Source organism: Massilia sp. NBRC 108631, assembly GCF_059704565.1.
Genome location: NZ_BAAKJE010000090.1, coordinates 1 through 25593, shown reverse-complemented (window position 1 = coordinate 25593; position 25593 = coordinate 1). Strand labels below are relative to the sequence as shown.

Genomic DNA, 25593 nt, shown 5'->3' with positions numbered 1-25593 from the left:
GGCGGGGCAGATCCAGATGGCGGTTGCTGGCGTTGTTTCACTCTATAAGCGAACTCAGCCGCACACTCGGGGTCTGACCCCGAAGTGGGGGAAATGCGGCTCAGAGCGCTTGTAGGATTAGGATGAAGGGGTAGGAAAAGGCGTCGTGGGGCTGAAGCGGTCGAGCATGAAGGCGATGAAGGTGGTGAGCTTGGGCGTGGGCTGGCGGTCGCGGGAGTAGACCAGGTGCATGGGGCGCGCCGCCGGGACGTGGTCGTGCAGCACCGGTACCAGGCGGCCGGCGGCGATGTCTTGCGCCAGCAGGATTTCGGCCTGCATCACGATGCCGAAGCCGCGCAACGCTGCGATCCGCAAGGCTTGGCCGTTGTTGGAGCGGAAGCGGCTTTCGCGCACCTTGCCGGCGCCGGGCTGGCCTTTCAGGCGCCAGCGCACCTGGTGCGTCCATTGCATGAAGTCCAGGCATTCGTGCTGCGCCAGGTCTTCCGGCGTGCGCGGCGTGCCGGCCCGCGCCAGGTAGGCGGGCGAAGCGCAGATCACCATGCCGTAGGGCCGCAGCGCGCGCGCCACCAGCCCCGAGTCTTCCAGCACGCCGATGCGGATCGCGGCGTCGTAGCCTTCTTCCACAATGTCGACCATGCGGTCGTTCAGGTTCAGCTCCAGGCTGACCTCGGGGTGCAGCGCCAGGTACTCGGTCATGGCGGGGCTGACCCATTCGCTGCCGAACGATACCGGCGCCGTAATCTTCAGCTTGCCGCGCGGGACGGCGCGCATCGCTTCGGCGCCCGATTCGGCCGCGCTGATCTGCGCCAGGATGGCCCTGCACTGGTCGGCGTACTGGCGGCCGATCTCGGTCAGGCTCTGGCGCCGCGTGGTGCGCGCCAGCAGGGCGGCGCCCAGCCGTTCTTCCAGTGCGCGGATGTGCTTGCCGACCATCACGGGCGAGATGCCGAAGGCCTCGGCGGCGGCCGTGAAACTGCCGCGCTCGACCACCGCGACGAAGACTTCCATGCTGCGCAGCTTGTCCATATTGCTAACTTCCGATTAGTAATGTTGTTCATTCTAGTGCATTTATTCCTGGCGTGAAGGTGGCCATACTGGCTGCACTTACCAACACTACAGGAGAACCAGCATGAAAATCATCGTCATCGGCGCAACCGGCACCGTGGGCAAGGCAGTGGCGGAGCAGCTCGGCCAGCGCCACGAGATCGTCGCTGTCGGCAGCAGCAGCGGGCAGTATCGCGCGGACATTGCCGACATCGGCCAGGTGCGCGCCGTGTTCGCGCAAATCGCTGCAGCGCACGGCAGGGTGGATGCGGTGGTGGTGGCGGCCGGACGGCTGGCTTTTGCGCCGCTGGCCGAATTCACGCCGGAGCAGTTCCGCGTGGGCCTGGAGAGCAAGCTGATGGGGCAGGTGAACGCGGCGCAGGTGGCGCAGGAGTTCCTCGCCGACGGCGGCTCCATCACGCTCACCAGCGGCATCGTGGCGCACCAGCCGATCCGCAACGGCGCCAGCGCCGCCATGGTCAATGCGGCGGTCGAGGGCTATGCGCGCGGCGCGGCCATCGAGCTGCCGCGCGGGATCCGCATCAACGTGGTCAGCCCGACCCTGCTGACGGAATCGCTGGACAGCTACGGGCCCTTCTTCCCCGGCTTCGAGACCGCGCCCGCCAGCCGCGTGGCGCTGGCCTACAGCCGCAGCGTGGAGGGCGCGCAGACCGGGCAGGTGTACAAGGTCTGGTGATCGGTTATACCATGGGCGCTTTCCGATCAACCATCGCAAAGTCCCCATGAAAAATATCCTGATTCCTCTGGTGCTGGCCTTCGCGGGCAGCGCTGCCACCGCAGCGCCCGCGAGCGTCGATGAACTGAACAAGATGGCCAGACGCTTTGCGCCGGTCGAGCTGAAGGCCGATACGTCCAGGCTGTCGGCCGGCGACAAGCAGGCCATCGTCAAGCTGATCGAGGCGGCCAAGGTCGTCGACGTGCTGCAGTTGCGCCAGCGCTGGGAGGGCAACGAGGCGCTGTGGTCCGCGCTGCAAAAGGACGCGACGCCGCTGGGCAAGGCGCGGCTGGACTACTTCTGGCTCAACAAGGGGCCGTGGTCCATCCTGGATGGCAACGTGTCCTTCCTGCCGGCCGACGTGGCAGGCATCAAGGTCCCGCAGAAGAAGCCGGAAGCGGCCAACTTCTATCCGTCCGGCGCCGGCAAGGCGGCCATCGAGGCGTGGATCAACAGCCTGTCGGGTGCGGACAAGGAGCAGGCGCAGTGGTTCTTCACCACCATCCGTGCCGACGCGGCCGGCCAATTCAAGACCGTGAAGTATTCGGAGGAATACAAGCCGGAACTGGAAAAGCTGGCCGCGCTGCTGCGCGAGGCGGCCGCCGCCACCGGCAACGTGTCGTTGAAAAAATTCCTCGCCTTGCGCGCGGACGCCTTCCTGTCGAACGACTATCTGGCGTCCGACTTCGCGTGGATGGACCTCGATTCGCCGGTCGATGTCACCATCGGCCCGTACGAGACCTACAACGACGAGCTGTTCGGCTACAAGGCTGCCTTTGAGGCTTACGTGAGCATCCGCGACCAGAAGGAAACCGAGAAGCTGAACTTCTTCGCGCAGCACATGCAGGAGCTGGAGGACAACCTGCCGCTGGACCCGCAGTACCGCAATCCGAAAGTCGGCGCGCTGGCGCCCATGGTGGTGGTAAACCAGGTCTACGGCGCCGGCGACGGCAACATGGGCGTGCAGACCGCCGCCTACAACCTGCCGAACGACGAGCGCATCATCAGCCAGCGCGGATCCAAGCGGGTGATGCTGAAGAATGTGCAGGAGGCGAAATTCAACTCCACGCTGACGCCGATCTCGAAGCTGGTGCTGAAGCCGGCGGACCAGAAGGACGTCGATTTCGATTCCTTCTTCACCCATATCCTGGCGCATGAAATCATGCACGGCCTGGGCCCGCACGCGACCAAGGTGAACGGCGTGGCGTCCACGCCGCGCCAGGATCTGAAGGAAACCTATTCCACCATCGAGGAGGCCAAGGCGGACATCACCGGCCTGTACGCGCTGATGCACATGATGGACAAGGGCCAGTTGCAAAGCACGCTGGGCCAGGGCGAGGCGGCCGAACGCAAACTGTACACCACCTTCCTGGCGTCGGCCTTCCGCACGCTGCATTTCGGCCTGACCAGCTCCCACGCGCGCGGCATGGCGATCCAGGTCAACTACCTGCTGGACAAGGGGGCCTTTGTGTCGCACGGCGGCGGCATCTTCTCGGTGGACTTCAAGAAGATCAAGCAGGCGGTGCTGGACCTGGACCGCGAGTTCCTGACCATCGAGGCCACCGGCGACTACGCCCGCGCCAAGGACATGATGGCCAGGTACGTGGTGATCCGCCCCGAAGTGCAGCAGGCCCTGGACAAGATGAAGACGGTGCCGAACGATATCCGCCCGGCTTTCAGCACGGCCAAAGCCTTGCTGAAAAAATAAGGCGGCACTGCGGCGGGGCGTTCCCGGCTTCGACCCGCCGCAGCCTCTCTCTTGGTCGGCAAGCAGGAATGTCCGGTCCGTGTTAAATTTTCCCGTTATTTCCAATAGTCAATAACAGTAACCGGGATACCAACATGGACATCGAAAGCAGCAAAATCAGCACGCGCCTGGCGACCGGCTTCGGCCTGGTTTTCCTCCTCCTCATCATCGTCACCGCGCTGGGCATCAACCGGGTGCAGAAGATCGACACCATCCTCACCAATATCAGCGACGTGAACAACGTCAAGCAGCGCTACGCGATCAACTTCCGCGGCAGCGTGCATGACCGTTCCATCGCGCTGCGCGACGTGGTGCTGGCGGCCGACGCCGGCGCGGCCGCGCCGCACATCGAGCAGATCAAGACGCTGGCCGACAACTACGCCAAGTCGGCCGCGCCGCTGGACCAGATCATCTCGGCCGGCAAGAACGTCACGCCGGAAGAGAAGAGCGCGCTGGAGGGCATCAAGGCCAGCGAGGCCAAGGCCCAGCCGCTGATCGCCAAGGTGATCGCGCTGCGCAGCGCCGACCAGCTGGCGGAAGCGACCGCCCTGCTGCAGCAGCAGGCCGCGCCGGCCTTCGTCGAGTGGCTGGCGTCGGTCAACAAGCTGATCGACCTGGAAGAAAAAATGAGCATGGAGCAGGCCAACAGCGCCACCAGCGTGGCGCGCAGCTTCTTCGTGTTCATGGTGGTGCTGTGCCTGATCGCCATCGGCGTGGGCGTGGCGGCGGCCTGGTTCATCAGCCGCGGCCTGCTGCGCCAGCTGGGCGGCGAGCCGGAGTACGCGGCCTCCATTGTGGCCTGCATCGCGTCCGGCAACCTGGCGGTGAAGATCGACACCAAGCCGGGCGACAACAGCAGCCTGCTGCACGCCATGCAGGGCATGCGCGACAGCCTGGTCAACATCGTCAGCCAGGTGCGCGCGGGCACGCAGACCATCGCCACCAACTCGCGCGAAATCGCGGCCGGCAATATGGACCTGTCCAGCCGCACCGAACAGCAAGCGGCCAACATCGAGGAGACCGCCTCGTCGATGGAGCAGCTGACCGGCACCGTCAAGCAGAACTCGGACCACGCCCACCAGGCCAACCAGCTGGCGCTGTCGGCCTCCGAAGTGGCGGTCAAGGGCGGCGCGGTGGTCAACCAGGTGGTGCACACCATGGCGTCGATCAACGAATCGTCCAAGAAGATCGTGGACATTATCGGCGTCATCGACAGCATCGCCTTCCAGACCAACATCCTGGCGCTGAACGCGGCTGTCGAGGCGGCGCGCGCGGGCGAGCAGGGCAGGGGCTTTGCCGTGGTGGCCACCGAAGTGCGCAACCTGGCGCAGCGCTCGGCCGGCGCCGCGAAGGAGATCAAGAGCCTGATCGACGACTCGGTGGAGAAAGTGGACGCCGGCGCCAAGCTGGTGGACCAGGCCGGCGCGACCATGCAGGACATCGTCAACAGCGTCAAGCGCGTGACCGACATCATGGGCGAGATTTCCACCGCCAGCGCGGAGCAGACCTCGGGCATCGAGCAGGTAAACGAAGCGGTGGGCAAAATGGACCAGGTGGTGCAGCAGAATGCCGCGCTGGTGGAGCAGGCCGCCGCTGCCGCCTCGTCGCTGCAGGACCAGGCCGGCAACCTGTCGGAAGTGGTCAGCATCTTCAAGCTGGACGAGTCCAGGCTGCCGGCCCTGGCCGCCCCGCCGGCCGCGCGCCCCGCCGCCAGCGTCAGCCCTGCGGCTGGCCGTGCCGCGCCCGCCCCGCGCGCCGCAGCGCTGCCTGCCGCAAAGCCGGATGCCAAGCCTGCTCCCAAGAAAGCCGCCGCCAGCGCGGGCCCGGACGACGGCTGGGAAGAGTTTTAAAAAAGCGACAATTTTTTGTTTGGCAAATATGCCATTTCACCAAGCAAATATTTTGTAACAGCTGTTACGAGTTGACTTGCGGCATGTATTATTCCCTTCAGAGGGGTAAAAACATGCCTAAAGTCATCTTGCCAATTTTGTCCGCCGCGCTGCTGTCCTTGCCGGCCTTTGCTGCGGCCGCGCAGCTCACCGATGTGGAGTCGCGCTGGCTGCAGGCGGGCGCTTCCGTGCTGGCGTATGCCAAGCAGCAGCAGCTCCCGATCGATATCATCGTGCAGCCGCAAGCCCAGCCGGGCGCGGTGCCGCTGGCCATGGGCTTCGACGGCGGCCGCTGCAAACTGGTGCTGACCATGCGCGGCAACCCTGCTGCGGAAGACGTGCTGCGGACCGTTCCTGCCGCGCAGCGCGCCTTGATGATAGAGGCCATGACGGCGCACGAAGTGGCGCATTGCTGGCGCTACGCGCAGGGCGCCTGGCACTCGGTGCCGAGCGGCTTCCAGGAGCGCACGGCGGACGCGGCCCAGCCTCCCGAAATCCAGAAACTGACCCAGGAGCTGCGCGAGACGCGCCGCGAAGAGGGCTTTGCCGACCTGGTGGCGCTGGCATGGATGCAGCGCAGCCATCCCGGCCAGTATGCCCAGGTCTACAGCTGGCTGCAGCAAGTGCGCGCGGCGCAGCCCGATAGTCACGTGTCGCATGATACCGAGGCCTGGCTGGCGCTGGCGTCCAATGGCGCCGCGTTCGCGGACGGCGCCACGCCGTTCGAGCAAGCCCGTTCCTTGTGGAAGCAGGGCTTGCAAGCGACGGAGTAGGCTGTATCGGCCCCCGCCGATTTGATGAGTCTTGTGTTGGTTAGCGTACAGAGTGGATTTCGCCACGGGCGTTTAATCACTAGGCCAACCATCACTTAGGGGGACCTATCATGAACAAATTCGTAATCCTTGCACTGGCCGGCGCCATCAGCAGTGGCTATGCCATTGCCGACAACGATCCTGCTGCCTACAAATCCATGAAAGACAAGGCTGCCGCCGACTACAAGGCAGCCAAGGCGCAATGTGGCAGCCTGAAAGGCAACGCCAAGGACATCTGCCAGGAAGAGGCGAAAGTGGCCAAGGCCAAAGCCGAAGCCGACGCTGTGGCCCAGCACAAATCCGACGCCAAGGACATCCGCAAGGCCCGCGAAGATGTGGCCGACGCCGAGTATGAACTGGCCAAGGAAAAATGCGACGACATGACCGGCAACGCCAAGAGCGCTTGCAAGCATGACGCCAAGGCTGCCAAGGACACGGCCATCGCCGACGCCCGCCGTGCCGACCCCACGCCGACCGTAGCCGAGCGCACCGCCGCCGCCACCGATACCATGCGCGACCGCACCGCCGCCACCACCGACACCATGCGCGACCGCACGGCCGCCACCACCACCACGGCCGCCGACAGCACCCGCAACGCCACCGCCGCCGCCGGCGACGCTGTCAGCGACACCGTCATCACCACCAAGGTGAAAGCCGACCTGGCTGCCGATCCCGGCGTGAAGGCCATGGACGTGCACGTGGAAACCGTGAAGGGCGTGGTCATGCTGAGCGGCTTCGTGCCTTCCAAGGCGGAGGCCGATAAAGCCGTGCAGCTGGCCCGCGGCGTGAAGGGCGTGGCCGAAGTGAAAAGCTCCATCCAGGTGAAAAACACCAAATAACGGAAGCGGACCGGGATGGGCCCGCCGGGCCGTTCCGCCGCGCCATCCAGCCCGCGCCTGCGCGGGCTTTTCTTTGCTTGCTTAAATTATGATCATAATTTAAAATCCGGTGGAATGCAGCATTGATTAACATTCCAAGAGGCAACTTATGTTCGCTCAACCCCTTTCCGCCTGGCTCGCGCGCCGTGGCTGGCACTATTCCTGGGTCATCGTCGCCCTCACTTTCTTTACCGCGCTGACCTCGTCGGCCGCGCTCGGCCTGCCGGGTGCGCTGCTGCAGCCGCTCAGCAAGGAGTTCGGCTGGGACGTGGAGCAGATTTCGTCCGCGCTGGCGATCCGCTTCGCACTGTTCGGCCTGATGGGACCGTTCGCCGCCATCCTGATGGAGCGCTTCGGCCTGCGCAACGTGGTGGTCACGGCGCTGGGCCTGGTGGCCGCCGGCTTGCTGCTGGCCACCCGCATGAGCCAGTTCTGGCACCTGGTGGCGCTGTGGGGCGTGATGCTGGGCGTAGGCTCGGGCATGACGGCGCTGGTGCTGAGCGCGGTGGTGGCCAACCGCTGGTTTGAAACGCGGCGCGGCCTGATCATCGGCTTGCTGACGGCCAGTTCGGCCACCGGCCAGCTGGTGTTCCTGCCGCTGGGCGCCTGGCTGATCGAGCATTATGGCTGGCGCATGGCGCTGCTGCCGGTGTTCTTCGCCTGTTCGCTGGTGGCCGTGGCGGCCTTCTTGCTGATGCGTAACCGGCCATCGGACCTCGGCCTGCTGCCGTTCGGCATGGATCCGGCCGCCGCCGCTGCCGCCGCGCCGGCTGCCGCGCCGATGAAAATCACTTTCGGCACGCCGTTCGCCGTGCTGCGCAGCGTGTCCGGCAACCGCACCTTCTGGATACTGTTCGGCACCTTCTTCATCTGCGGCCTGAGCACCAACGGCCTGATCCAGACCCACTTCATTTCGCTGTGCGGCGACGCCGGCCTGTCGGCCGTGCCGGCCGCCTCGGTGCTGGCCATGATGGGGGCGTTCGACCTGATCGGCACCATCGCCTCCGGCTGGCTGTCGGACCGCTACGACAACCGCAAGCTGCTGTTCTGGTATTACGGCCTGCGCGGCCTGTCGCTGCTGTGGCTGCCGTATTCGGACTTCACGCTGTACGGGCTGTCGCTGTTCGCCATGTTCTATGGCCTGGACTGGATTGCCACCGTGCCGCCTACCGTCAAGCTGGTGGGCGCCACTTTCGGCAAGGAGCGTGCGGGCATGGTGTTCGGCTGGGTGTTTGCCGGCCACCAGCTGGGCGCGGCCGTGGCGGCGTACGGCGCGGGCCGGGTACGGACCTTGTGGTTCACCTACAACCCGGCGCTGTTCGCGGCGGGCGCGGCCTGCCTGGCGGCGGCGCTGCTGGTGCTGGCGATACGGCGGCAGCAGGCTGCCGCGGCTGCGGTACCGGTGAAGGCGGCCGCATAAAGCTGCGGGGTATCAGTTCGAGCCGGAGACCTGGTGCAGCGCTGCCTCGGCCTGGCGCACCGGGCTGTGCTTGGCGGCAGGGTAGCTGCGGTCGGCCATCAGGTTCTCCCAGAAATCGCGTTCCACGCGGTTGGCCGCCAGCTTGCCGTAGGGTTGGCCGTTGCTTTGCGCTACGGTTGCCTTCACCCAGGCTTCGTGCCGCGCCTTGACCAGCTGGTAGTCGTGTGCGGAAGCCATCATGTCGTCCACCCCCTGGCGCTGGGCGGTGGCGACGCGGAAGCAGGCGCGCCACTCGCGCAGGGCTTTTTCCACCAGGCGCACGCTCTCCAGCGTGGTGGAGCGGACGGGAAAGTTCGGCTGCGCGCAAGGCGATTTTTGCTGGGGATCGATTTCCGCGCCGTGGGCGGCTTGGGCAAAAACCAGGAACAAGGCAGCGTACAGCTGTTTCATTGGGTTTCCCGCAGTAGTGAACTTGCACTTATTGTAACTTGCTCAAAGGGAAGTAGTATATATTTTTGTAACTTTTTTGCCACAGCGAATCTGCGTGGTGCTGTGGCTGTTTCGTCTCTATACTGTGGGAACAACAACAGTGGTGGAGACGCATACATGAGCCGGACCGGTCTTTTCGCGATAGTGTGCCTGCTGCAGCCTGTGCTGGCGGCGGCGCAAGCCGATTATCCGAACACGTCCGCCATGGGCAGCATGGCCGACCGCAAATCGGCCTGGTACCGCCAGTGCCTGAGCGTGCAGCATGTGCAGCCGCCCGCGCGCGAGCTGCCGCCGCCGGGTTCCCTGCACGGGCTGCGCGGCTGCGGCGCCGAAAATCTGTATTACGACACCCGCGCCCGCCCCGGCGCCTCGCCGGCCGACTGGGACAAGGTGCGCCACTGCGCTTACGCCGAGAGCGACGCCAGCGTGCTGATGATGCTGTATGCCAACGGCTATGGCGTGTCGCGCAATGACGGCCTGGCGGTCCGTTACGCCTGTTCGCTGGCGGCCGCGCCGGCCGAAATGGACGGCCGCGTGGCCCACCTGAACGAGCGCATGCAGCACCACGAAGCGCAGCCTTTCGACCAGTGCGACGACATCACCAGCGGTTTCATGGGCAGCCATTGCGCGGCCATCGAGGAAAGGCTGGGCAGCAAGGAGCGCAGCGGCAAGCTGGCGGCGCTGATGAAATCATGGCAGCCGGGACAGCAGGCCGCCGCCGCCAGGCTGCAGCAGGCGCTGGAGCAGTTCGCAGCGCGCCGCGCCGACCAGGAGACCGACATGAGCGGCACCCTGCGCGGCGCGCTGGCCATCGAGGCGCGCGCCGTGGAAATGGATCTGTTCGCGCACGATGTGCGGGACGCGGAACGGGGCAAGCTGCCGCGCTACTCCGAGCAGCAGTACCAGCAGCTGGACAAGAAACTGAACCAGGTCTACCAGCGCCTGATGCAGCATCCGCAGCAGGAGGGCGCACCTGCCCTGGGGCATGGCACGGTGACGAAGGAGGGGGTGACGCTCACGCAGCGCGCCTGGCTGGCGTACCGCGACGCCTGGGTGGCGCTGGGCGCGGCGCGCTACCCGGGGGTGGCGCCGCACGCGTGGAAGGCGCTGCTGACGCAGCGCCGCATCGAACAGCTGGAAGAGTTCGAGTCCTGAGCGCCGCCTGGGCGGGGAGCGCTTATTTCAGGTACTTCGCCAGCCAGCCGTGCACTTCGTTGTAGAAGTAGCGGCTGTTTTCCCCTTTCAGCACCCAGTGGTTTTCGTCCGGGAACACCACCAGCTTGCTGGGCGTGTTCAGGCGCTGCTGCGCGGCAAAGTTCATCAGCGCGTTGTTGACCGGCACGCGGTAGTCCAGCTCGCCCACCGTGATCAGGATGGGGGTCTTGAAGCCGGTGCCCTTTTCGTGATTCCCGGCCTGCATGATCGGGCTCTGGTCGCGCCACACCGGCAAGTTGCCCCACACCGGGCCGCCGCTGTTGACTTCGCGGCCGTACACGCTGTCGCTGGTGCCCCATTGCATCACCAGGTCCATCTCGCCGGCGTGCGACACGATGGCCTTGTAGCGCGTGGTGGTGGCCTGCAGCCAGTTGGCCAGGTGGCCGCCGTAGCTGGCGCCGCCGGCGGCCAGCTTGCTGCCATCGATGAAGCTGTACTTCTTGATGGCCTCGTCCACCGCCTGGTTGATCTCGTCGCCCGGGCCTTTCAGCGGATCGAACTGGATCGAGCGGGCGAATTCCTCGCCGTAGCCGGTGGAGCCCTTGTAGTCGGTCAGCAGCACGATGTAGCCCGGCTTGGCCAGCAGGTGGTAGTTCCAGCGCAGCACGAACTGGTCGCGCCACATATTGGCGGCGCCGCCGTGGATCACGGCGAACAGCGGATACTTCTGGTTGGGGTCGAAGTTGGCCGGCTTGACGATCATGTTGTGGATCTGGCGGCCATCCGGCGTCTTGAACCAGAAGTGCTCGGGCGCCTGCCAGTCGATGCCGGCGGCTTTCTCCACGTTGAAGGAGGTCAGGCGCTTGGGGGCCTTGCCATGGAAGGCAAACACCTCCGGCGGATTGATGGCCGATTCCCACACGCCCACCAGCGCGGTGCCGCCCGCGTTCAGCGAGTTGATGCTGCCGGTTGGGGCCGACGCTTCCGCCTTCACTTCGCCGCCCGCGTAGCCGATCGAGTGCAGCTGCTCCAGGCCGGCGTGCTCGAAGGTGAAGTAGATGCGCTTGCCGTCCGCCGGCAGCGCGTAGCGCGACACCGAGCGGTCCAGCGCGGCGGTCAGGATTTTCGGCTGCGGGCTGGTCAGCGGCCACGCGAAGCTGGCCAGGCGGTCCAGGTCGTACACCTTGCCTTCGGTTTCGGCTTGGGTCAGGCACAGCAGGGTCTTGCCGTCCGGCGAGAACTTCAGGCTGCTGTAGCTGTGCTTGTCCGCCGTCAGCCGGGTCGCCTCGCCGCCGGTGGCCGGCAGCGAGAAGATCTGGGTGTAGGCCGAGGCGCGCGCCAGTTCGTCGCGGTTGGTCGAGGCGCTGAAGACGACGGCCTTGCCGTCCGGGGTCCAGATCGCGTCCAGCGACTGGCCTTCGTCGCCCTGGCCGCCGCCGAAGCCCGGCATGGCCGCCAGCTTGCTGCCGGACAGGATGTCTTTGGCCTTGGCGCCAATCTGCGCGTCCATCACGAACAGGCGCACCTGCTTGTCGTCCAGCCACTTGTCGAAGAAGCGCGGCGGGAAGGTTTCATAGGCGCGCGCGCTGTACTTGCGGTCCTTGCGTTCCTTGAAGGTTTTCTTGACCGATTCCTCGTCGGTATTGCCGGGAAACAGGTCGCTGACGAACAGGATCTGCTTGCCGTCCGGGCTGAACTTGGGCGAACGCGCGCCCAGCGTCAGGGTGGTCAGGCGCTGGGCCTCGCCGCCGCCGGCCACGTCGATGCGGTAGATCTGGCTGGCTTCGTCGCCGTCGCGCTTGGCCACGAAGATCAGCTGCTTGCTGTCCGGCGACCAGTTCAGGGCGCCTTCGCCGCCCTTGGAAAAGGTCAGGCGGCGCGCGGCGCTGTCGTCGGTGAGGGACTTGATCCACAGGTCGGACCACTGCTCCTTGCTGTCGTAGGCGGTGTCGGTGACGGCGAACACGGCCCACTTGCCGTCCGGGCTGGGCATGGGCGCGCCGACGCGCTTCATCAGCCACACGTCTTCGTGGGTGATGGCGTGCTTGGCGGCGATGCCGGTGCTGGCAGTCGCCGCGGCGGCCGGCGCGGTAGCGTCGGCGGCGTGGGCGGTATGCGCCGCGCCGAAGCCGGCGGTGGCCAGCAGCAGGGCGGTCAGGGGATGGAGCAATCGGGTAGGGGTCATGTGCGAAGTCCGGCTGGTGGATCGAAGCAGTAGATGGTGGGCAAAACCTTGCCCCCTGTCAATCAGCCAATTGTTTCTCCAATGTATCCGTCCAGATCCGATCGGCGGCCGGCTCCGCCTTATTCCTGCAGCGTCCAGACGTATTGCATCTTCATCCAGAGTGCAGCCGGCTTGCCGTCGATGACTGCGGCACTGAATTTGCAAGAGGCAAGGCCGGCCATGGCCGCCAGGTCCAATGCAATATGGCCGCTTGAGCCGGCATTTCGGATGCCTGCCAATTTCCCGTTTTCATCGACGTAGAAGGCGATTGTCACGGTCCCGGTTTCTTCGCGCCGCAGCGAGTGCCGCGGCCAATCCGGCTTGGCGCATTCCTCGGGATTTTGAATTGCGATCATCTTGTCCGGCTTGTTTTTCTTGCCGGTGCCGGTCTCGGGCAGTGGCGGCATGGATGCCAGTGCTGCCAGGGTTTCGGCGTACACAGGGCGCATGGCTTGCAGCGGCGACATGGCGGCGGCCTGCTCATAAAGTTTGCGGGCCTGCCCTTGGTCCGCTGCGAAGGCGTAGGCAACCACCAGTGCCGAGACGGCATCGCTGGTCTTGCCCTGCATGGTGAGTGCCGTCGCCAGGTCGCCCCATAGCTGCGCGTGGATTGGTATCAGGGCGACCGACTCCCGCAGATAACGTTCCGCATCGTGCGGTCTGCCGGCGCTCAAGTAGGCTTGCGCCAGCGTGCGCCGTACGTCGGGCGAGAATTCATCTTTGGCACTGGCTGCTTCCAGCGTGGCGATCAGCGTATCGTCGGCGTTTCCGTGAGGTGGGTCGGATGGGCCAAGGGGCGCGCTGGCGCTGCCGGGTTTGGTAGCGGGCAATAGTGCCGTCTTTCGCAGCTCGGTGGTGAGCTGCAGGGTGGAGACCAGATTGCCTGAACGGGCTGCATCCATGACGGCCGAGATACAAACGTCGCGCGTACTGCATGCGGCTGCGTCAGCGTGAATGGCGCCAGCGGCGCCGATGGCCAGCAACAGCTGTGCAATTGAAACCTGGAATTTCATACGGACCTAAAAAAGAAAGTTAAGCCAGCTTGCGCTGGCGCTGAATGCTCATGAGGATGCCGGCGCCGACACCTAGCGTCATCAGCGCCGTGCCGCCGTAGCTGATGAAGGGCAGCGGCACGCCGACCACCGGGAAGATGCCGCTGACCATGCCGATGTTGATGAAGGCGTAGGTAAAGAAAATCATGGTGACGGCGCCGCCCAGCAGGCGCGCGAACAGCGTGGTGGCGCCGGCCGTGATGGCCAGCCCGCGCGCGATCAGCAGGAAGTACAGGGTCAGCAGCACCGCGATGCCGAGCAGGCCGAATTCCTCGGCGTACACGGAGAAGATGAAATCGGTCGTGCGCTCGGGCACAAAGCCGAGGTGTCCCTGGGTGCCTTGCAGCCAGCCTTTGCCGTCCACGCCGCCCGAACCGATGGCAATGCCGGCCTGCTTGATCTGGAAGCCCTTCCCCAGCGGGTCGGCTTCCGGATCGAGCAGGGTCAGCACGCGCTGGCGCTGGTATTCGTGCAGCATGGGCCAGGCGATGGGGATGCTGGCGGCGCCCGCCACGGCCAGCGCGGCCATGGCCTTCCACGACAGCCCCGCCAGCACGATCACGTAGCCGCCTGCCGCCAGCACCAACAGCGCGGTGCCAAGGTCGGGCTGCTTCATGATCAGGGCGGCTGGCACCAGCAGCAGCAAGGCCGCCACCGCGAAGGTCTTCCAGCGCTTCAGGCTGGCGTACTGGTGGAAGAACCAGGCCAGCATCAGCGGCATGGCGATCTTCATCATCTCGGACGGTTGCATGTCGAAGCCGATATGCAACCAGCGCCGCGAGCCTTTCTTGATCTCGCCCACCATGAACACCGCCAGCAGCAACAGCACGCCGGCCGCGTAGATCGGGGCGGCGTAGCGCATCAGCGTGGGCGGCGGCACGCTGGCCACCGCCCACATGATGCCCAGCGCGATCAGCACATTGCGCAGATGCAGCGCGAAGCGGCCCGGGAAGTCTGCGCCGGCCGAGTACATGGTCAGTACGCCGGTGGCCAGCAGCAACAGAATGCACAGCGTCAGCTGCGGGTCCAGCACGGCGAACAGCGCCTTGAGACGGCGCTGCATTACAGCATGCCTTGCGCGCCGTGCAGCACCTGCAGCCAGACCAGGCGCGCCGCCAGGGCCAGCAGCCCCACCAGCGCGATGGCCGCCAGGATCAGCAGGCGGCGGCGGAAACGGCGGTCTTCGTGTTGTTGCTGGCTCATGCTTGTTCTCTCGTGGAAAGATGCTATTTTAGCATTTCCAGAGCCTGGCAGCGGCCCCGCGCAAACCCTCAGGCAAACCTTTCGCGGTACTCGCTGGGCAGAACGCCCAGTTGTTTCGCGAACGCGCGGCGCAGCTTGTATTCGGTGCCGAAGCCGGACAGCCGCGCCACCTGCTTGATGCTGCAGCCGGCCGCTTCCAGCAGCCTGCACGCGGTTTCCATCCGCACGCGCGCCAGCAGCTGTGCTGGGGAAGTCCCGGTTTCTTCGCGCAGGCGGCGGTGCAGGCTGCGCGCCGACAGCGCCATCGCCTCCGCCATCCGCTCCACATCGATGTCATCCGCCGCGCGCGGCCGCAGCCACGCGGTCAGCCGCTGGGCCAGGCCGCCGCCGCTGGACTGCGCCAGCAGCTCCGCGCTGAACTGGCGCTGCCCGCCGGACCGCTTGTGGTACACCACCAGCCGCTTGGCGGCGCTGACGGCGGCGGCGCGTCCCAGGTCCTCCTCCACCAGGCTCAGGCAAAGGTCGATGCCGGCCGTGATGCCGGCCGACGTGTAGACCGGCCCGTCCTTGATGTAGATGGCGTCGTCCTGCACCTGCACTGCCGGGTATTCGCGGCGCAGGCTGTCCACATCCTGCCAGTGCGTGACGGCGCGGCGGCCCGCCAGCAGGCCCGCTTCGGCCAGCAGGAAGGCGCCGGTGCAGACCGAGGCGCAGCGCCGCGCCACGCGCGCCGCCGCCGTTACCCAGTGCAGCAGCGCGGGCTCGGCCAGCGCCGCGCGCACGCCGCGCCCGCCGGAAACAAGTAGCGTGGCGCCTTGCATGGCGTCAGGCGAGGGCAGCGGCGAGGTCATGACAGCGACGCCGGAGCAGGACGCGACCGGTCCGCCATGCAGCGACAGCAGTTCGATGCGGTAGGCCGGCGGACGGCCGGCGTCGCGGCACTCGTCGTTGGCGGTGGAGAAGACCTGCACCGGGCCGGTGGCGTCCAGCAGCAGAAAGTCGGGGAAGACCAGGAGGCGTACCGTGGCCACAGCGGCAATCGCAGCAGTGTCTGGCAGTTTTTCAACGTTGAATGTCATGAATGCCAAGTCTAGCACGGCTACACTGGCTGGACATTCAATCCCTGGAGTAGTCATGCTGGAACTGAGACCGAGCTGCGAACACTGCAACAAAGACTTGCCGCCGGCGGCGCCGGACGCGCGCATTTGCAGCTACGAATGCACTTTCTGCGCCGCCTGCGTTGACGGCGTGCTGGCCAACGTCTGTCCCAATTGTGGCGGCGGCTTCGAGAAGCGGCCGGTGCGGCCAGCGCGCAACTGGAAGAACAACAACTACCTGGGCAACGATCCGGCGCGCACCGAGCCCAAGCATCGTCCGGTGGACGCGGCGGCGCATGCCCAGTTCGCGGCGCAGTTCAAGGCGCTGTCGCCGGAAGAGCGCTAAGCGCCGGCTTGGGCGCGGCGGCGCCGCACGAACGCCAGCGCAAGCAGGCCGGCGCCCGCGACGGCCGCTGTGCCTGGCCACGCGCGCCAACAGGTCCAGCCCGCCGTGCTTGGCGCTCAGGATTTCACGAAGGAAGCCCCATGCCTATGTCCGTGCCTGTATTCCGTCTGGCGGCATTCCTGCTGGCGGCGGCGTTCCTGCCGGCGGCGGCGCAGCCAAAGCCACAGCCTGCCTGCGAGGCGGAACCGCTCCCGGTCGTGGTGCTGACCGGCGGCCTGCACGCCACCCGTACGCGCGGCAACCGCTTCAATCCCAACTTTGAATCGATGACTTATCTGCTGGCTGACCTGAAGCCGCTGGCGCTGACGGTGGTCACGGACGGCTGCAGCGCCTGGGTCTGCAGCGGGCCTGCGGCGGCAGCCTGCGGCGCGAAGAACTGGACCGTCAGCCAGGGCGCGCGTTCGGCGGCGGGCAGCGTGGCAATGGAGGCGCCCAGCCCGCAGTTCGACGGCAGTTTCCATGTCGGCGCAACCACCGCATCGCCGCCGGCCGTGTCGCCCTGACCGCAGGTCCAGCGCCGCGGCTATTCCTTGGAGGCCGGGGTGATGGACTTGCTGATCTTGCCGGTTTCGTCCAGCATCTGGATTTCAGCCTTGCCGTCTGCGCTCACCAGCAGCAGCATGCGCACCCGGCCCTGCGCGTCCTTCAACTGCAGGGACGATCCCTTTTCCCCGGTGTTGCCCAGCCAGATGCGGTTGGTGCTCAGGCGGCCCTGCTCGGACAGTTTCCGCCAATACGCCTGGCGCTCGGTTGCGGGCAGCTTCTTCGCCTCCTCGCCAAAGCGGCGCACGTCTTCCATCGACGTCGTTTTGAAGTTGGGCACGTCGTTGATCTTGAGCGCCGTCATCTGATGGTTTGCACTGTCGTTGTTCAGCAGTTGTAGCGCCTGATCCTGGCGGAAGCGGTCGAAGGTTAGCGACAGGCCGGACGATACCTTGCCATCGGCGGCAATGCTGCCTTTCTGGATCAGACCGCCGTTTTCGGTGCCTTCCTCGTTAATGAACAGCATGCCCGCAAAGCTGTTGCGGTCGGGGCGGGCGCCTTCCTTGCCTTGTGTGAAGTCGCCGGGGAACTGCGCCATGTTCGAAATCACCATGCGCTTGGTGCCGTCCGGCTCGACGATGTTGATCCTGCCCACGGTGATTTCGTCAAAGTGCTCGTGCCGTGGCGGCTCTTTGGCGCCGGTCAGCATGCACACGGCGGCCAGCGTGCTGGCCATGGTGGTTGCACCTGCTAAAAACGTCCTGATTTGCGACACGTCACATCTCCTTTTTCAGTTATATGGCTTACTTCAATTCGTTTGCTATCACTGCACTGGTCCTGCGCATCCGCCATTCCAGCAATAAGGCCAGTACGCCGCAGAACGCGAACAGGCCGCCGAGGTACTGCAGCACCTTGTTGGCGGGCGAGCGCACATAGCGCACCCCCGCCAGTTCGAACTTGCGCCGTCCGTTCCCGGCGTCTTCGAAAAACACGCTGCCCCGGTCGCCCCAGAATTCCACGGTCATCAGCCGCACCCGGGACGCCTCGAACTCGGCCAGCTGCCGGGCATGCTCTTCGCGGCCGATGGTGTTGGCGGCCAGCTTCAGGTCCTGGATCTGCTTGAACTGGTCAAACACATTGTCTGACTCGTTCTTCAGGATCACGCCCCTGGAAACATATTTGTACTGGTTGTTGGCCGAGAAAATGCCGTCGTTGGCCGCCAGCATCAGCGCGAAGCCCAGTGCGCAGGCAGAGGCCGCGCCGAACAGCCACTTGCGGGCGTCGTGCACGCGCCGCGTCACGCTGCCCTCCAGAAACTGGCTAACCTCCGGGATATGGCGCAGCGAGGAGTGCAGCACCTTGCTGTCGATGCCGTTCAGGAACTCGGCGGGAGTCAGCTCCAGCGCTTTCACGACCGCGCTGAACATGTCCGCCGACGGCTGCGATTTGTCGTTTTCGAGTTTGGACAAGTAGGACTGCTCAATGCCGATCGCCGCCGACAGTTGCGGCTGCGTGAGGTTTTTGTCCGTTCTCAGTTGTTTGAGCCGCTCGCCGAAGTTCATTGATTCCTTACCTTTCTGGGAATGTTATGGGGCATATTCTTGGGGATTCGTGCATGAATTAGAAGATGAATATGCAGGAATATTGCAGAATATGTAATGAATAGGCAAAAATGTGTCGTCACTGCAATAAAGCTAGTAACCGGCAGTGACAATAAGTGAGATTGTTGGTCGCCTGGCGCCGGTAGTATCTGGCAACACCCAGCCGCCAGATCGCCTTTTCTGAAGGAAATTCCATGTCCGAACTAGCCGTCCGCCATGCTCAATACGGGTTGCTTACCCGTGCCGTTTTTGGCCAGATCGTTACCATCACGCTGCGTGACCGCAGTCCGGCCACCCGGCCTGCGCTGCTGGCGGCGGTGCGCGCGCTGGCGCACACGGCGCACGCCGCCGGCGGCAACGCCGGCCTGATCGCCGCCTTCGATCCGGGGCTGTGGGGCAGTTGGCACGACCGCCACATTCCGGTGGAACGGCGCGTACTGGACGCCTTCTCCAAGCTGGCCGACACCGGCGGCGATGTGCTGCTGTATGTGAAAGCGGACAGCGTGTCCGCCGCCGCGCAGCTGCTGGAGGGCGTGCGCGGCGCGCTCGACGCGCTGGCCGCGCAGATCGAGGTGCAGCCTGTGGGCAAGCGGCCGGACGGCAAAGTGATGGCGGGGCGCTACCTGGACGGCATCACCAACCCCAATGACCCGGTCAACCTGGCCTCCGACATCCTGACCGGCGGTGCTTTCCCCGGTGCCTGCTTCGGCTTTACGCAGAAATTCCTGTTCGACTGGGACAGCATCGGCGCCATGCGGCCAGACGCGCAAGACGCCATGCTGGGTCGTAATCCGGCCGGCGCCATCCTGCCGCAGCACGACGCCGATGCGCACATCCACCGGGTCCACATCAAGGACGCCAACGGCGACAACCGCAAGCTGCTGCGCCAGGCGCTGCCGTTCGGCACCGAGGACGGCAGCGCGGCGCGCGAGAAGGGCTTGATGTTTGTGGCCTTCTGCAACGAGCAGCCGCGCTTCGAAGCCATCCTCGGCCACATGATGGGCGACGTGCCGGGCCGCCCGGTGGACCGCCTGATGAGCGTGGTGCAGGGCGTGGCGGGCAGCTACTGGTACGTGCCCAATGCGCAGGAGCTGGACGTGCCGGCGGCCACTATCGACGACGTGCAGGAAGATCCGCATTGGCAGGTGCGCAGCGCCAACGGCTATATGTTCTACAACTCGCAGGATTATCTGCACCAGATGAGCGAAGGGCGCTACATTGGCGGCGATGCACCCGGCCCGCGCATGCTGGCCCTGCTGGGCCGCGCGTTCTCGCACTGGAGCGATGGCTGGCTGGAACGCACGCCGTTCCCGCGCCTGCCGCACCTGTCCACGCTGGCGCCGGCTGCGGACATGGGCAGATCTGTGATGGTGCGCAAGGGCCTGGCCAACCAGGCCACGCTGGGCGGCCTGTTGTCCGACCCGGCATCCGCGCTGGCGCGCGACAACAATCTGCTGCGCATCCATGCCGAGGAACTGGTGGTCGGCGTGCTGCCGGACTTCACGCTGGGCCGGGGCAAGGAAGTGATGCCCTACCTGAGCGAGGAGGAAACCATGGCGGGCTGGCTGGGCGGCCAGGTCAACGAATGGTCGGCCATGGGCCACATCGTACCGGGCTACCAGAAGCTGGTGACGCTGGGCGTGGCAGGGCTGATGCGCGAAATCGGCGCTGCCGCCGACACTGTCGCCGCCAGGCTGCGCCGGCAGCCGGACGACGCGGCCCTGCTGGCGCAGGCCGACTTCCATGCCTCCGCGCTGGCTTCGCTCAGCGGTGTGCAAGCCTACCTGGGCAACTGGGCGCGCGTCGCCGACGCCGCCGCGCCGGCGGGCGCGCAGGGCGACAACCTGCGCGAGGCGGCGCAGCGCCTGCGCCGCCTGCGCGAGGAAGCGCCGTCCAGTTTCCTCGACGGCGTGCAGCTGGTGTTCTCCTTCCACTGCTGCTTGCACCTGGTGGGCGAGCTGACCTCGTTCGGCCGCCTGGACCAGATCCTGGCGCCGCTGCTCGAGCGCGATAATATCGCCACCGAGCGCGCGCAGGAAATCATCGATTGCCTGTGGCTGAAGATAGGCGAGAACGCCTTCGTCAACCGCGGCGCCATCACCGACTACGTCACTTACGGCACCACGGCGGTATGCGGCACCGGCGGCAATTTCCCGCAGGGCGGCGGCATCAACCAGTGGGTGCAGCAGATCACGGTGGGCGGCTATGTCGCCAACGACGATCCGGTCCCGACCGGCGGGGCCAACGCCGTCACCATGCTGTGCCTGAAGGCGGCACGCCGCATCCCGGTCAACGCGCCCACGCTGTCGCTGCGCGTGTACCGCGACATGCCGGCCGAATACCTGGACGAGGCGGCGCGCTGCGTATTGGCCGGCGGCGCCCATCCCATCCTGTACCAGGACGACCGCCTGTGCCAGGCCTTGCGGCAGTCCGGCGTGAACGGCAGCGTGTCGCTGAAATGGTCGCGCGACTACGCGGCCGACGGCTGCTACGAGCCGATGCTGGCAGGCGCCACCGCCTTCTCGTTCAACAACGTCACGCCCATGGCGGCGCTGGAGCAGACCTTGAACCAGGGCGCCACTTACGGCGCGGCCGGGCCGGTGTACCTGCGCGGCCTGAAGCAGACCTTCCGCTCGCCGCCTGCGGACCAGATCACCAGCTTCGTCATGCTGACCGATATCTTCCTGAAACAGCTGGAATGGCTGACGGTGCAAAGCTACAACGTGATCCTGCAGAACTTCGGCAACCTGGCCGCATATTGCCCCAGCCCGCTGCTGTCGACGCTGATCGAAGGCTGCGTGGACAGCGGCACGGATCTGACCAATGGCGGCGCCAAATTCAACATGATCGCGCCGCTGTGCGTGGGCGTGTCCAATACCATCGATTCGCTGTACGCCATCCGCGCCATGGTGTTCGACCCGGCCACCGCCGTCACCACCTTGCCGGAACTGGTGGACTGCCTGATCAACGACTGGGGCAGCACCATGATCGAGCCGTACCAGAGCGAGCTGCTGGGGCCGGCCGACGCCGGCGAGCGCGGGCGCCGCTACCAGGAGCTGCGCGAGATTGCGCTGGCGCTGCCGAAGTGGGGCGCGGGGAATGCCGAGGTGGATGAACTGGGGCAGTGGATGATCGAACGCATGGTGCACACTTGCGTCGACGTGATCCGCAACCCGCGCGCGCTGAAAGGCGCGCTGGATAACATCACGCAGAAATTCGGGCCGATCGAATTCGTGGTCACGCCCGGCATCGGCACCTTCGAAGGCTATGTCGGTGACGGCCTGGGCTGCGGTGCTTCGGCCGACGGCCGGCGCAACGGCATGCCGATCGCCTCCGACCTGTCGCCCGCGCCCGCGCCGCAAGACCTGCCGCCGGCGCCCGCCTTCCGCAACATCTACCAGTCGCTCAGCAGCGTGGACTTCGACGCCGTCAACTTCGGCCTGTCGAACGCCTCGCCGGTGGACATGAACATCAAGGAAGACTTCCCGCTCGAGCAGCTGCGCCAGTTCGTGCGCGCCTACGCGCGCGGCGAAACCGGCTCCAACCTGATCACGCTGACCTGCGCCGACCTGGCCACCTACCAGGCGGCGGCGCTGGACCCGGAACGTTACGACCTGGTGCGGGTGCGCATGGGCGGCTGGACCGAGTTCTACGCCGCCATGTTCCCGGCCCACCAGGCGCAGCACCAGCGGCGCCAGTACTTCACGCCGGACTAGCGGGCGGTGGCGGCGCCGGCAGCAGTGGCGGCAATGGTGTCAGCGCTTGCCGTCCGGACCGGCCATGCCGCTGGCCGCAGCGCTGGCGCGCGCCAGGCTTGAGCGCGCGCCGGCCACGGCCTGCAAGCGCTCCTGCAGGTAGGCGCTCAGGCGCGGATGCTGGCTGAAGGCGACGTTGAAGCGGATGTGGCGGTCCGGCGTGTCGTTCGCCGAGAAGGCGGCGCCGCGCATCAGCAGGATCTTGTTGCGGTAGGCGTCCTGCACCAGCAAGTCCACGTCCAGCCCTTCCGGCATGGTGCCCCACAAGAACAGGCCGGCGTCGCCGGGCTGCTCGAACAGCACGCCCGCCGCGCTCAGCTGGCGCGTGCTGGCGTTGCGCGCCGCCATGATCTTGCGCTGCAAGCGGTCCAGATGCTTGCGCAGGCCGCCGGCCCTGAGTACTTCCAGCAGCACGTATTCGTTCAGCGCCGGCGTCGTCATGATGGAATGGATCTTGGTGCGCATCAGCACCTTGAGCAAGCCCGGCGCGGCGGCCAGGTAGCCCATGCGCAGGGCAGGGCTGAGCGCCTTGCAGAAGCTGGAGTAGTAAATCACGCCGTCCAGCCCGGACAGGGACGCCAGCCGCGTGCTGTGGCCTTGCTGGAAATGGCCGTGCACGTCGTCCTCGGCGATCAGGAAACCGTATTGCTGCGCCAGTATCAGCAGCTTGTGCAGATTGGCCGCGCTGCTGCTCCACCCCGTAGGGTTGTGCAAGGCCGTCTGCACGAACAGCAGGCGCGGGCGGTGCTCGCGGCAGGCGGCCTCCAGCTCGTCCAGGTCCAGGCCATCCGGGCGGCGCTTGATCGGCACCAGCCGCATGCCGTCCTGGCGCAGCCGGCCGAACATCAGGAAGTAGCCAGGGTCCTCCACCAGCACGGTGTCGCCGGGCTGCAGAAAACTGCGGCAGATCAGGTCGATCGCATGGGTGCTGCCAAAGGTGGTGAGGATATGGCCGGCGTCGAAGGACGCGCCGATGCCACGCAACAGCAGCGCGATCTGCTCGCGCAGTTCCGGCAGCCCCTGGGGCGGACAGCGCGAGGCCATGCCTGCGGCGCTGCGTGACAAGGCCTTTTGCACGGTGGCGGCCGGCACCGCATCCTGCAGCCAGGTGGGCGGCAAGGCGCCGCTGCTGGCCAGCAGGATGCCGCTGCGCTGATCGTTCGATTGCTGCGCCAGCCAGACCGGCTCCTGCTCTTCGCCCGCTTCCAGCGCAACCTCGTCGGGAATCGACCTGGCGGCGTCGTTGGTGGAGCACACGAAGAAGCCCGCCGTGCCATGCGTATCGATCACGCCCGCCGCCACCAGCCTGTCGTACGCCGCCACCACGGTGTTGGTGCTCACTGCCAGCTGGGTGGCGAGCTGGCGTATCGATGGCAGCTTGGCGCCGCCGGGCAAGGCCCGGCTTTCGACCATATGGCGCAGCTTGGTCTCAATCTGCTTGGACAGGGCAATGGGCGAGGAACGGTCAATGGAGAACATGGCCAAAGTCTAGCGTAAAAACATCACGGCCAGCACCACCAGGGTTGCGCCCATGGTCAAATTGAACACGCGCTGCTTGCGCGGGTCTGTCAGCAGGCGGCGGATCGAGACGCCGAACAAGGCCCACATCGCATTGCATGGCATGCCCACCAAGGTGCCGACGGCGGCCACCAGCAGCGCGCCGGCGAATGGGTTGTGCCCCGCAGGCATGAACACCGACGCCACCGTAATGGCCTTGACCCAGCTCTTGGGATTCAGCGCCTGAAACGTCGCGGCCTGGGCAAACGACACCGCCTTCGGCGCCTGCGCGCCGCCCACCGCAGCCCCGCTCAGCTTCCAGGCCAGATACACCAGGTACAGCGATCCTGCCACGCGCAGCACCTGCTGCGCCAGCGGGTAGGCCACGAACACGCTGCCCAGCCCCGCGCACATCAGCATGGTCTGCGCGAATATGCCGGCCTGGATGCCCAGGATGGCCGGCAGCGCGCCGCGCCCGCCGAAGTTGGCGCCGGTGGCGGCCAGCATCACGTTGTTCGGCCCGGGCGTGGCCGACATGACCAGGCAATAGCTCATCAAGGGAAGGAGTTCGGTCATGGTGTGCAATCCGCAGCGTGGAGATGGCACAAGTCTAGAAGCGGGGTGGGGAAGGGACAAGGCACAAGGCCGAGGGCACAGAGGCATGCTGTATCAGTCGGTGGACAGTTACAGTTGCCACGGATGGAAAAAGGCGTTGGGCCGAGGCGGGAAGCCTTCAGGATACAGCTTAATTCGCCGCAGGCCGTGTGTTCCCTAGCAAATCCTGTTGGCCGAAAAATCCCAGCCACCTGCAGTGTTTCCACCCGCGCCGCCCATAATCTTCTGCTGAGTGTACTTCCACTTCACTTTCGAATACTTGATGCTGACGTGCTCCGTAAGAATGTTGCCGTCCATGACATTCGGTACGACCGCCCCGATCAAAACATTTTCGAGTTCGATCTCGACATACCTGACTCTTTCGCCTTGTCCGTCCGCGCGCATGAATTCGAACTTGGCTCTGGGGATCGTTTTCCCTGCCGAACAAGTCTGCAGCAGAATGGGCGTGTGCCAGGCATGTCGATGACGAATCGAGCGGCGCCACCACGATGGATTGTCCCGGTGTCCAAGGCTTCCGCTTGCTCATGCTGGACGACGATGAACGTAGTTCCATCAGTGTCGTAACGCCAGAAAGGCGGGTTTTTCCGCTTGATTACCGGGACGTGGTCACGCGTGGTTTTTCGACCTTGGGGGCCAAGGCTGAATGGCGCATGGCGAAGGTGGACGGAAAACTGATGCCAGTCGCGGTCATCGTGCGAGTCCACAGTCTCGACCAGAGTGATTTGGAGCATCCGAAACGCGTATTGTTCCTGGCCGTCGCGAAAATATCCCCCGATGGTGCCTGCGTCACCCGGGCTGTTGAGGTCCTCGGACCGGAGGCGAATGAGCAAGCCAGACGATTCGCCAACGACCGGCACCTGGAGTGCCTGCGAACCGACTTGAAGTCAAAACCACAAATGAAAGGATGACGTATGCCTCAGCCATCAGCCGCATGCAAACGTGCTCTAGCCGACGCTACCGCCCTCTGCTCGAAACGCAGCCGCATAGCCGACGGATTGATGGGCGACGCAGCCCATCAGAAAAGGAAAAGCGACCATAACGACGGCAACGCGTTCGATCTGACCCATGATCCGGAAAACGGCGTGGATTGCCACTTTTTCTCCAAGCTCGTGCTTCTGGATTTCAGGGTGAGCTACGTGATCTGGAACAGGCAGGTCTACAATGCCGACAAGGCAGGCAAGGGCTGGCGACCGTACAAGGGTAAGAACGGGCATACGCATCATATGCACGTCTCGGTTCAGGCGGCGCTGCGCGATATCGCATTGCCTTGGCCGTGGGCTTCACTGGAGTCATAAGTCAGGAAGCTGCACATTCCCCAGTTGAGCAGTTCCGAGCAGTTCCTTATAGGGACGCAAAAAAGGCTTACGCGCCGGAGCGGGTAAGCCTTCATTGGTACTGCGTATTCGTGGTAGGCCGTGCGGGATTCGAACCTGCGACCAACGGATTAAAAGTCCGCTGCTCTACCAGCTGAGCTAACGACCCGAAAGAGG

At 65.4% G+C, this 25593-nt stretch carries 23 protein-coding genes, 1 tRNA gene and 1 pseudogene; 12 read left to right on the top strand and 13 right to left on the bottom strand.

Annotated features, from left to right (window positions below; translation table 11 throughout):
* Positions 1-117: 117 nt before the first annotated feature.
* Positions 118-1026, bottom strand: coding sequence for a LysR family transcriptional regulator (locus AC6H42_RS10775; RefSeq protein WP_057157417.1), 909 nt, complete (start codon positions 1024-1026; stop codon positions 118-120).
* Between the two features lie 103 nt (positions 1027-1129).
* Between AC6H42_RS10775 and AC6H42_RS10770 the strand changes: the two genes are divergently transcribed.
* From AC6H42_RS10770 to AC6H42_RS10745, 6 genes are all read left to right on the top strand, one after another.
* Positions 1130-1741, top strand: coding sequence for a short chain dehydrogenase (locus tag AC6H42_RS10770; RefSeq protein ID WP_057157418.1), 612 nt, complete (start codon positions 1130-1132; stop codon positions 1739-1741).
* A 46-nt stretch (positions 1742-1787) separates the two neighbouring features.
* Positions 1788-3488, top strand: coding sequence for a dipeptidyl-peptidase 3 family protein (locus AC6H42_RS10765; RefSeq protein WP_497548001.1), 1701 nt, complete (start codon positions 1788-1790; stop codon positions 3486-3488).
* Between the two features lie 134 nt (positions 3489-3622).
* On the top strand, positions 3623-5377 hold the full coding sequence (locus tag AC6H42_RS10760; RefSeq protein WP_057157421.1) for a methyl-accepting chemotaxis protein: 1755 nt from the start codon (positions 3623-3625) through the stop codon (positions 5375-5377).
* A 113-nt stretch (positions 5378-5490) separates the two neighbouring features.
* The gene (locus tag AC6H42_RS10755) at positions 5491-6189 is read left to right on the top strand and encodes a hypothetical protein (protein ID WP_057157422.1); all 699 of its coding nucleotides are present in this window, start codon (positions 5491-5493) and stop codon (positions 6187-6189) included.
* 110 nt (positions 6190-6299) lie between these two features.
* Positions 6300-7067 carry a BON domain-containing protein gene (locus AC6H42_RS10750; protein ID WP_057157424.1) on the top strand — a complete coding sequence of 256 codons (768 nt, stop codon included), beginning with the start codon at positions 6300-6302 and terminating at the stop codon, positions 7065-7067.
* A 148-nt stretch (positions 7068-7215) separates the two neighbouring features.
* Positions 7216-8526 (top strand): MFS transporter, encoded by a 1311-nt coding sequence (locus tag AC6H42_RS10745; protein WP_057157425.1) that lies wholly within the window; start codon positions 7216-7218, stop codon positions 8524-8526.
* A 12-nt stretch (positions 8527-8538) separates the two neighbouring features.
* On the opposite strand, the gene AC6H42_RS10740 is transcribed toward AC6H42_RS10745, so the two are convergent.
* A complete protein-coding gene (locus tag AC6H42_RS10740; protein ID WP_057157426.1) occupies positions 8539-8976 on the bottom strand; it encodes a hypothetical protein in 438 nt (145 codons plus the stop codon).
* Between the two features lie 156 nt (positions 8977-9132).
* Between AC6H42_RS10740 and AC6H42_RS10735 the strand changes: the two genes are divergently transcribed.
* Positions 9133-10170, top strand: coding sequence for a lysozyme inhibitor LprI family protein (locus AC6H42_RS10735; protein WP_162249942.1), 1038 nt, complete (start codon positions 9133-9135; stop codon positions 10168-10170).
* 22 nt (positions 10171-10192) lie between these two features.
* On the opposite strand, the gene AC6H42_RS10730 is transcribed toward AC6H42_RS10735, so the two are convergent.
* The 5 genes from AC6H42_RS10730 to AC6H42_RS10710 form a co-directional block, all read right to left on the bottom strand.
* Positions 10193-12355 carry a dipeptidyl-peptidase 5 gene (locus AC6H42_RS10730; RefSeq protein ID WP_497548000.1) on the bottom strand — a complete coding sequence of 721 codons (2163 nt, stop codon included), beginning with the start codon at positions 12353-12355 and terminating at the stop codon, positions 10193-10195.
* Positions 12356-12474: 119 nt separating this feature from the next.
* On the bottom strand, positions 12475-13407 hold the full coding sequence (locus tag AC6H42_RS10725; protein WP_082552098.1) for a TonB family protein: 933 nt from the start codon (positions 13405-13407) through the stop codon (positions 12475-12477).
* 19 nt (positions 13408-13426) lie between these two features.
* Positions 13427-14509 (bottom strand): rod shape-determining protein RodA, encoded by a 1083-nt coding sequence (rodA, locus tag AC6H42_RS10720; protein WP_057157430.1) that lies wholly within the window; start codon positions 14507-14509, stop codon positions 13427-13429.
* Positions 14509-14649 (bottom strand): hypothetical protein, encoded by a 141-nt coding sequence (locus AC6H42_RS10715; RefSeq protein WP_157201123.1) that lies wholly within the window; start codon positions 14647-14649, stop codon positions 14509-14511. Before AC6H42_RS10715 ends, rodA begins: the two co-directional genes overlap by 1 nt.
* A 68-nt stretch (positions 14650-14717) precedes the next feature.
* Entirely contained in the window at positions 14718-15728 is a 1011-nt protein-coding gene (locus tag AC6H42_RS10710) for a GlxA family transcriptional regulator (protein ID WP_057157733.1), read from the bottom strand.
* Positions 15729-15783: 55 nt separating this feature from the next.
* Between AC6H42_RS10710 and AC6H42_RS10705 the strand changes: the two genes are divergently transcribed.
* On the top strand, positions 15784-16092 hold the full coding sequence (locus AC6H42_RS10705) for a DUF1272 domain-containing protein (protein WP_057157432.1): 309 nt from the start codon (positions 15784-15786) through the stop codon (positions 16090-16092).
* A gap of 140 nt (positions 16093-16232) precedes the next feature.
* Positions 16233-16655, top strand: coding sequence for a hypothetical protein (locus AC6H42_RS10700; RefSeq protein ID WP_157201124.1), 423 nt, complete (start codon positions 16233-16235; stop codon positions 16653-16655).
* Positions 16656-16675: 20 nt separating this feature from the next.
* On the opposite strand, the gene AC6H42_RS10695 is transcribed toward AC6H42_RS10700, so the two are convergent.
* Positions 16676-17410, bottom strand: coding sequence for a hypothetical protein (locus AC6H42_RS10695; RefSeq protein WP_057157434.1), 735 nt, complete (start codon positions 17408-17410; stop codon positions 16676-16678).
* A gap of 28 nt (positions 17411-17438) precedes the next feature.
* Complete coding sequence (locus AC6H42_RS10690) at positions 17439-18197, bottom strand: helix-turn-helix domain-containing protein (RefSeq protein ID WP_057157436.1); 759 nt, start codon at positions 18195-18197, stop codon at positions 17439-17441.
* A gap of 233 nt (positions 18198-18430) precedes the next feature.
* On the opposite strand from AC6H42_RS10690, the gene AC6H42_RS10685 reads away from it, so the two are divergent.
* A complete protein-coding gene (locus AC6H42_RS10685; protein WP_057157438.1) occupies positions 18431-21952 on the top strand; it encodes a Dyp-type peroxidase in 3522 nt (1173 codons plus the stop codon).
* Between the two features lie 39 nt (positions 21953-21991).
* Here AC6H42_RS10685 and AC6H42_RS10680 read toward each other — a convergent pair whose 3' ends face one another.
* The 3 genes and pseudogenes from AC6H42_RS10680 to AC6H42_RS10670 all read right to left on the bottom strand — a co-directional run.
* Positions 21992-23470, bottom strand: coding sequence for an aminotransferase-like domain-containing protein (locus tag AC6H42_RS10680; RefSeq protein WP_497547999.1), 1479 nt, complete (start codon positions 23468-23470; stop codon positions 21992-21994).
* Between the two features lie 9 nt (positions 23471-23479).
* Complete coding sequence (locus AC6H42_RS10675; RefSeq protein ID WP_497547998.1) at positions 23480-24064, bottom strand: LysE family translocator; 585 nt, start codon at positions 24062-24064, stop codon at positions 23480-23482.
* A gap of 195 nt (positions 24065-24259) precedes the next feature.
* Positions 24260-24550 (bottom strand): annotated as a pseudogene (locus AC6H42_RS10670) (type VI secretion system tube protein Hcp); the annotation flags it as partial.
* Between the two features lie 77 nt (positions 24551-24627).
* Between AC6H42_RS10670 and AC6H42_RS10665 the strand changes: the two are divergent.
* Entirely contained in the window at positions 24628-25011 is a 384-nt protein-coding gene (locus AC6H42_RS10665) for a hypothetical protein (RefSeq protein ID WP_497547997.1), read from the top strand.
* A gap of 3 nt (positions 25012-25014) precedes the next feature.
* A complete protein-coding gene (locus tag AC6H42_RS10660) occupies positions 25015-25398 on the top strand; it encodes a VldE C-terminal domain-containing protein (protein WP_497547996.1) in 384 nt (127 codons plus the stop codon).
* Between the two features lie 111 nt (positions 25399-25509).
* On the opposite strand, the gene AC6H42_RS10655 is transcribed toward AC6H42_RS10660, so the two are convergent.
* Positions 25510-25585: transfer RNA gene (locus tag AC6H42_RS10655), tRNA-Lys, on the bottom strand.
* Between the last annotated feature and the right edge of the window lie 8 nt (positions 25586-25593).

Excerpts from the sequence above, each read along its gene's own strand:
- AC6H42_RS10775 (WP_057157417.1), bottom strand. The coding sequence starts at position 1,026 with ATGGACAAGCTGCGCAGCATGGAAGTCTTCGTCGCGGTGGTCGAGCGC.
- AC6H42_RS10770 (WP_057157418.1), top strand. The coding sequence starts at position 1,130 with ATGAAAATCATCGTCATCGGCGCAACCGGCACCGTGGGCAAGGCAGTG.
- AC6H42_RS10765 (WP_497548001.1), top strand. The coding sequence starts at position 1,788 with ATGAAAAATATCCTGATTCCTCTGGTGCTGGCCTTCGCGGGCAGCGCT.
- AC6H42_RS10760 (WP_057157421.1), top strand. The coding sequence starts at position 3,623 with ATGGACATCGAAAGCAGCAAAATCAGCACGCGCCTGGCGACCGGCTTC.
- AC6H42_RS10755 (WP_057157422.1), top strand. The coding sequence starts at position 5,491 with ATGCCTAAAGTCATCTTGCCAATTTTGTCCGCCGCGCTGCTGTCCTTG.
- AC6H42_RS10750 (WP_057157424.1), top strand. The coding sequence starts at position 6,300 with ATGAACAAATTCGTAATCCTTGCACTGGCCGGCGCCATCAGCAGTGGC.
- AC6H42_RS10745 (WP_057157425.1), top strand. The coding sequence starts at position 7,216 with ATGTTCGCTCAACCCCTTTCCGCCTGGCTCGCGCGCCGTGGCTGGCAC.
- AC6H42_RS10740 (WP_057157426.1), bottom strand. The coding sequence starts at position 8,976 with ATGAAACAGCTGTACGCTGCCTTGTTCCTGGTTTTTGCCCAAGCCGCC.
- AC6H42_RS10735 (WP_162249942.1), top strand. The coding sequence starts at position 9,133 with ATGAGCCGGACCGGTCTTTTCGCGATAGTGTGCCTGCTGCAGCCTGTG.
- AC6H42_RS10730 (WP_497548000.1), bottom strand. The coding sequence starts at position 12,355 with ATGACCCCTACCCGATTGCTCCATCCCCTGACCGCCCTGCTGCTGGCC.
- AC6H42_RS10725 (WP_082552098.1), bottom strand. The coding sequence starts at position 13,407 with ATGAAATTCCAGGTTTCAATTGCACAGCTGTTGCTGGCCATCGGCGCC.
- rodA (WP_057157430.1), bottom strand. The coding sequence starts at position 14,509 with ATGCAGCGCCGTCTCAAGGCGCTGTTCGCCGTGCTGGACCCGCAGCTG.
- AC6H42_RS10715 (WP_157201123.1), bottom strand. The coding sequence starts at position 14,649 with ATGAGCCAGCAACAACACGAAGACCGCCGTTTCCGCCGCCGCCTGCTG.
- AC6H42_RS10710 (WP_057157733.1), bottom strand. The coding sequence starts at position 15,728 with ATGACATTCAACGTTGAAAAACTGCCAGACACTGCTGCGATTGCCGCT.
- AC6H42_RS10705 (WP_057157432.1), top strand. The coding sequence starts at position 15,784 with ATGCTGGAACTGAGACCGAGCTGCGAACACTGCAACAAAGACTTGCCG.
- AC6H42_RS10700 (WP_157201124.1), top strand. The coding sequence starts at position 16,233 with ATGCCTATGTCCGTGCCTGTATTCCGTCTGGCGGCATTCCTGCTGGCG.
- AC6H42_RS10690 (WP_057157436.1), bottom strand. The coding sequence starts at position 18,197 with ATGAACTTCGGCGAGCGGCTCAAACAACTGAGAACGGACAAAAACCTC.
- AC6H42_RS10685 (WP_057157438.1), top strand. The coding sequence starts at position 18,431 with ATGTCCGAACTAGCCGTCCGCCATGCTCAATACGGGTTGCTTACCCGT.
- AC6H42_RS10680 (WP_497547999.1), bottom strand. The coding sequence starts at position 23,470 with ATGTTCTCCATTGACCGTTCCTCGCCCATTGCCCTGTCCAAGCAGATT.
- AC6H42_RS10675 (WP_497547998.1), bottom strand. The coding sequence starts at position 24,064 with ATGACCGAACTCCTTCCCTTGATGAGCTATTGCCTGGTCATGTCGGCC.
- AC6H42_RS10665 (WP_497547997.1), top strand. The coding sequence starts at position 24,628 with ATGCTGGACGACGATGAACGTAGTTCCATCAGTGTCGTAACGCCAGAA.
- AC6H42_RS10660 (WP_497547996.1), top strand. The coding sequence starts at position 25,015 with ATGCCTCAGCCATCAGCCGCATGCAAACGTGCTCTAGCCGACGCTACC.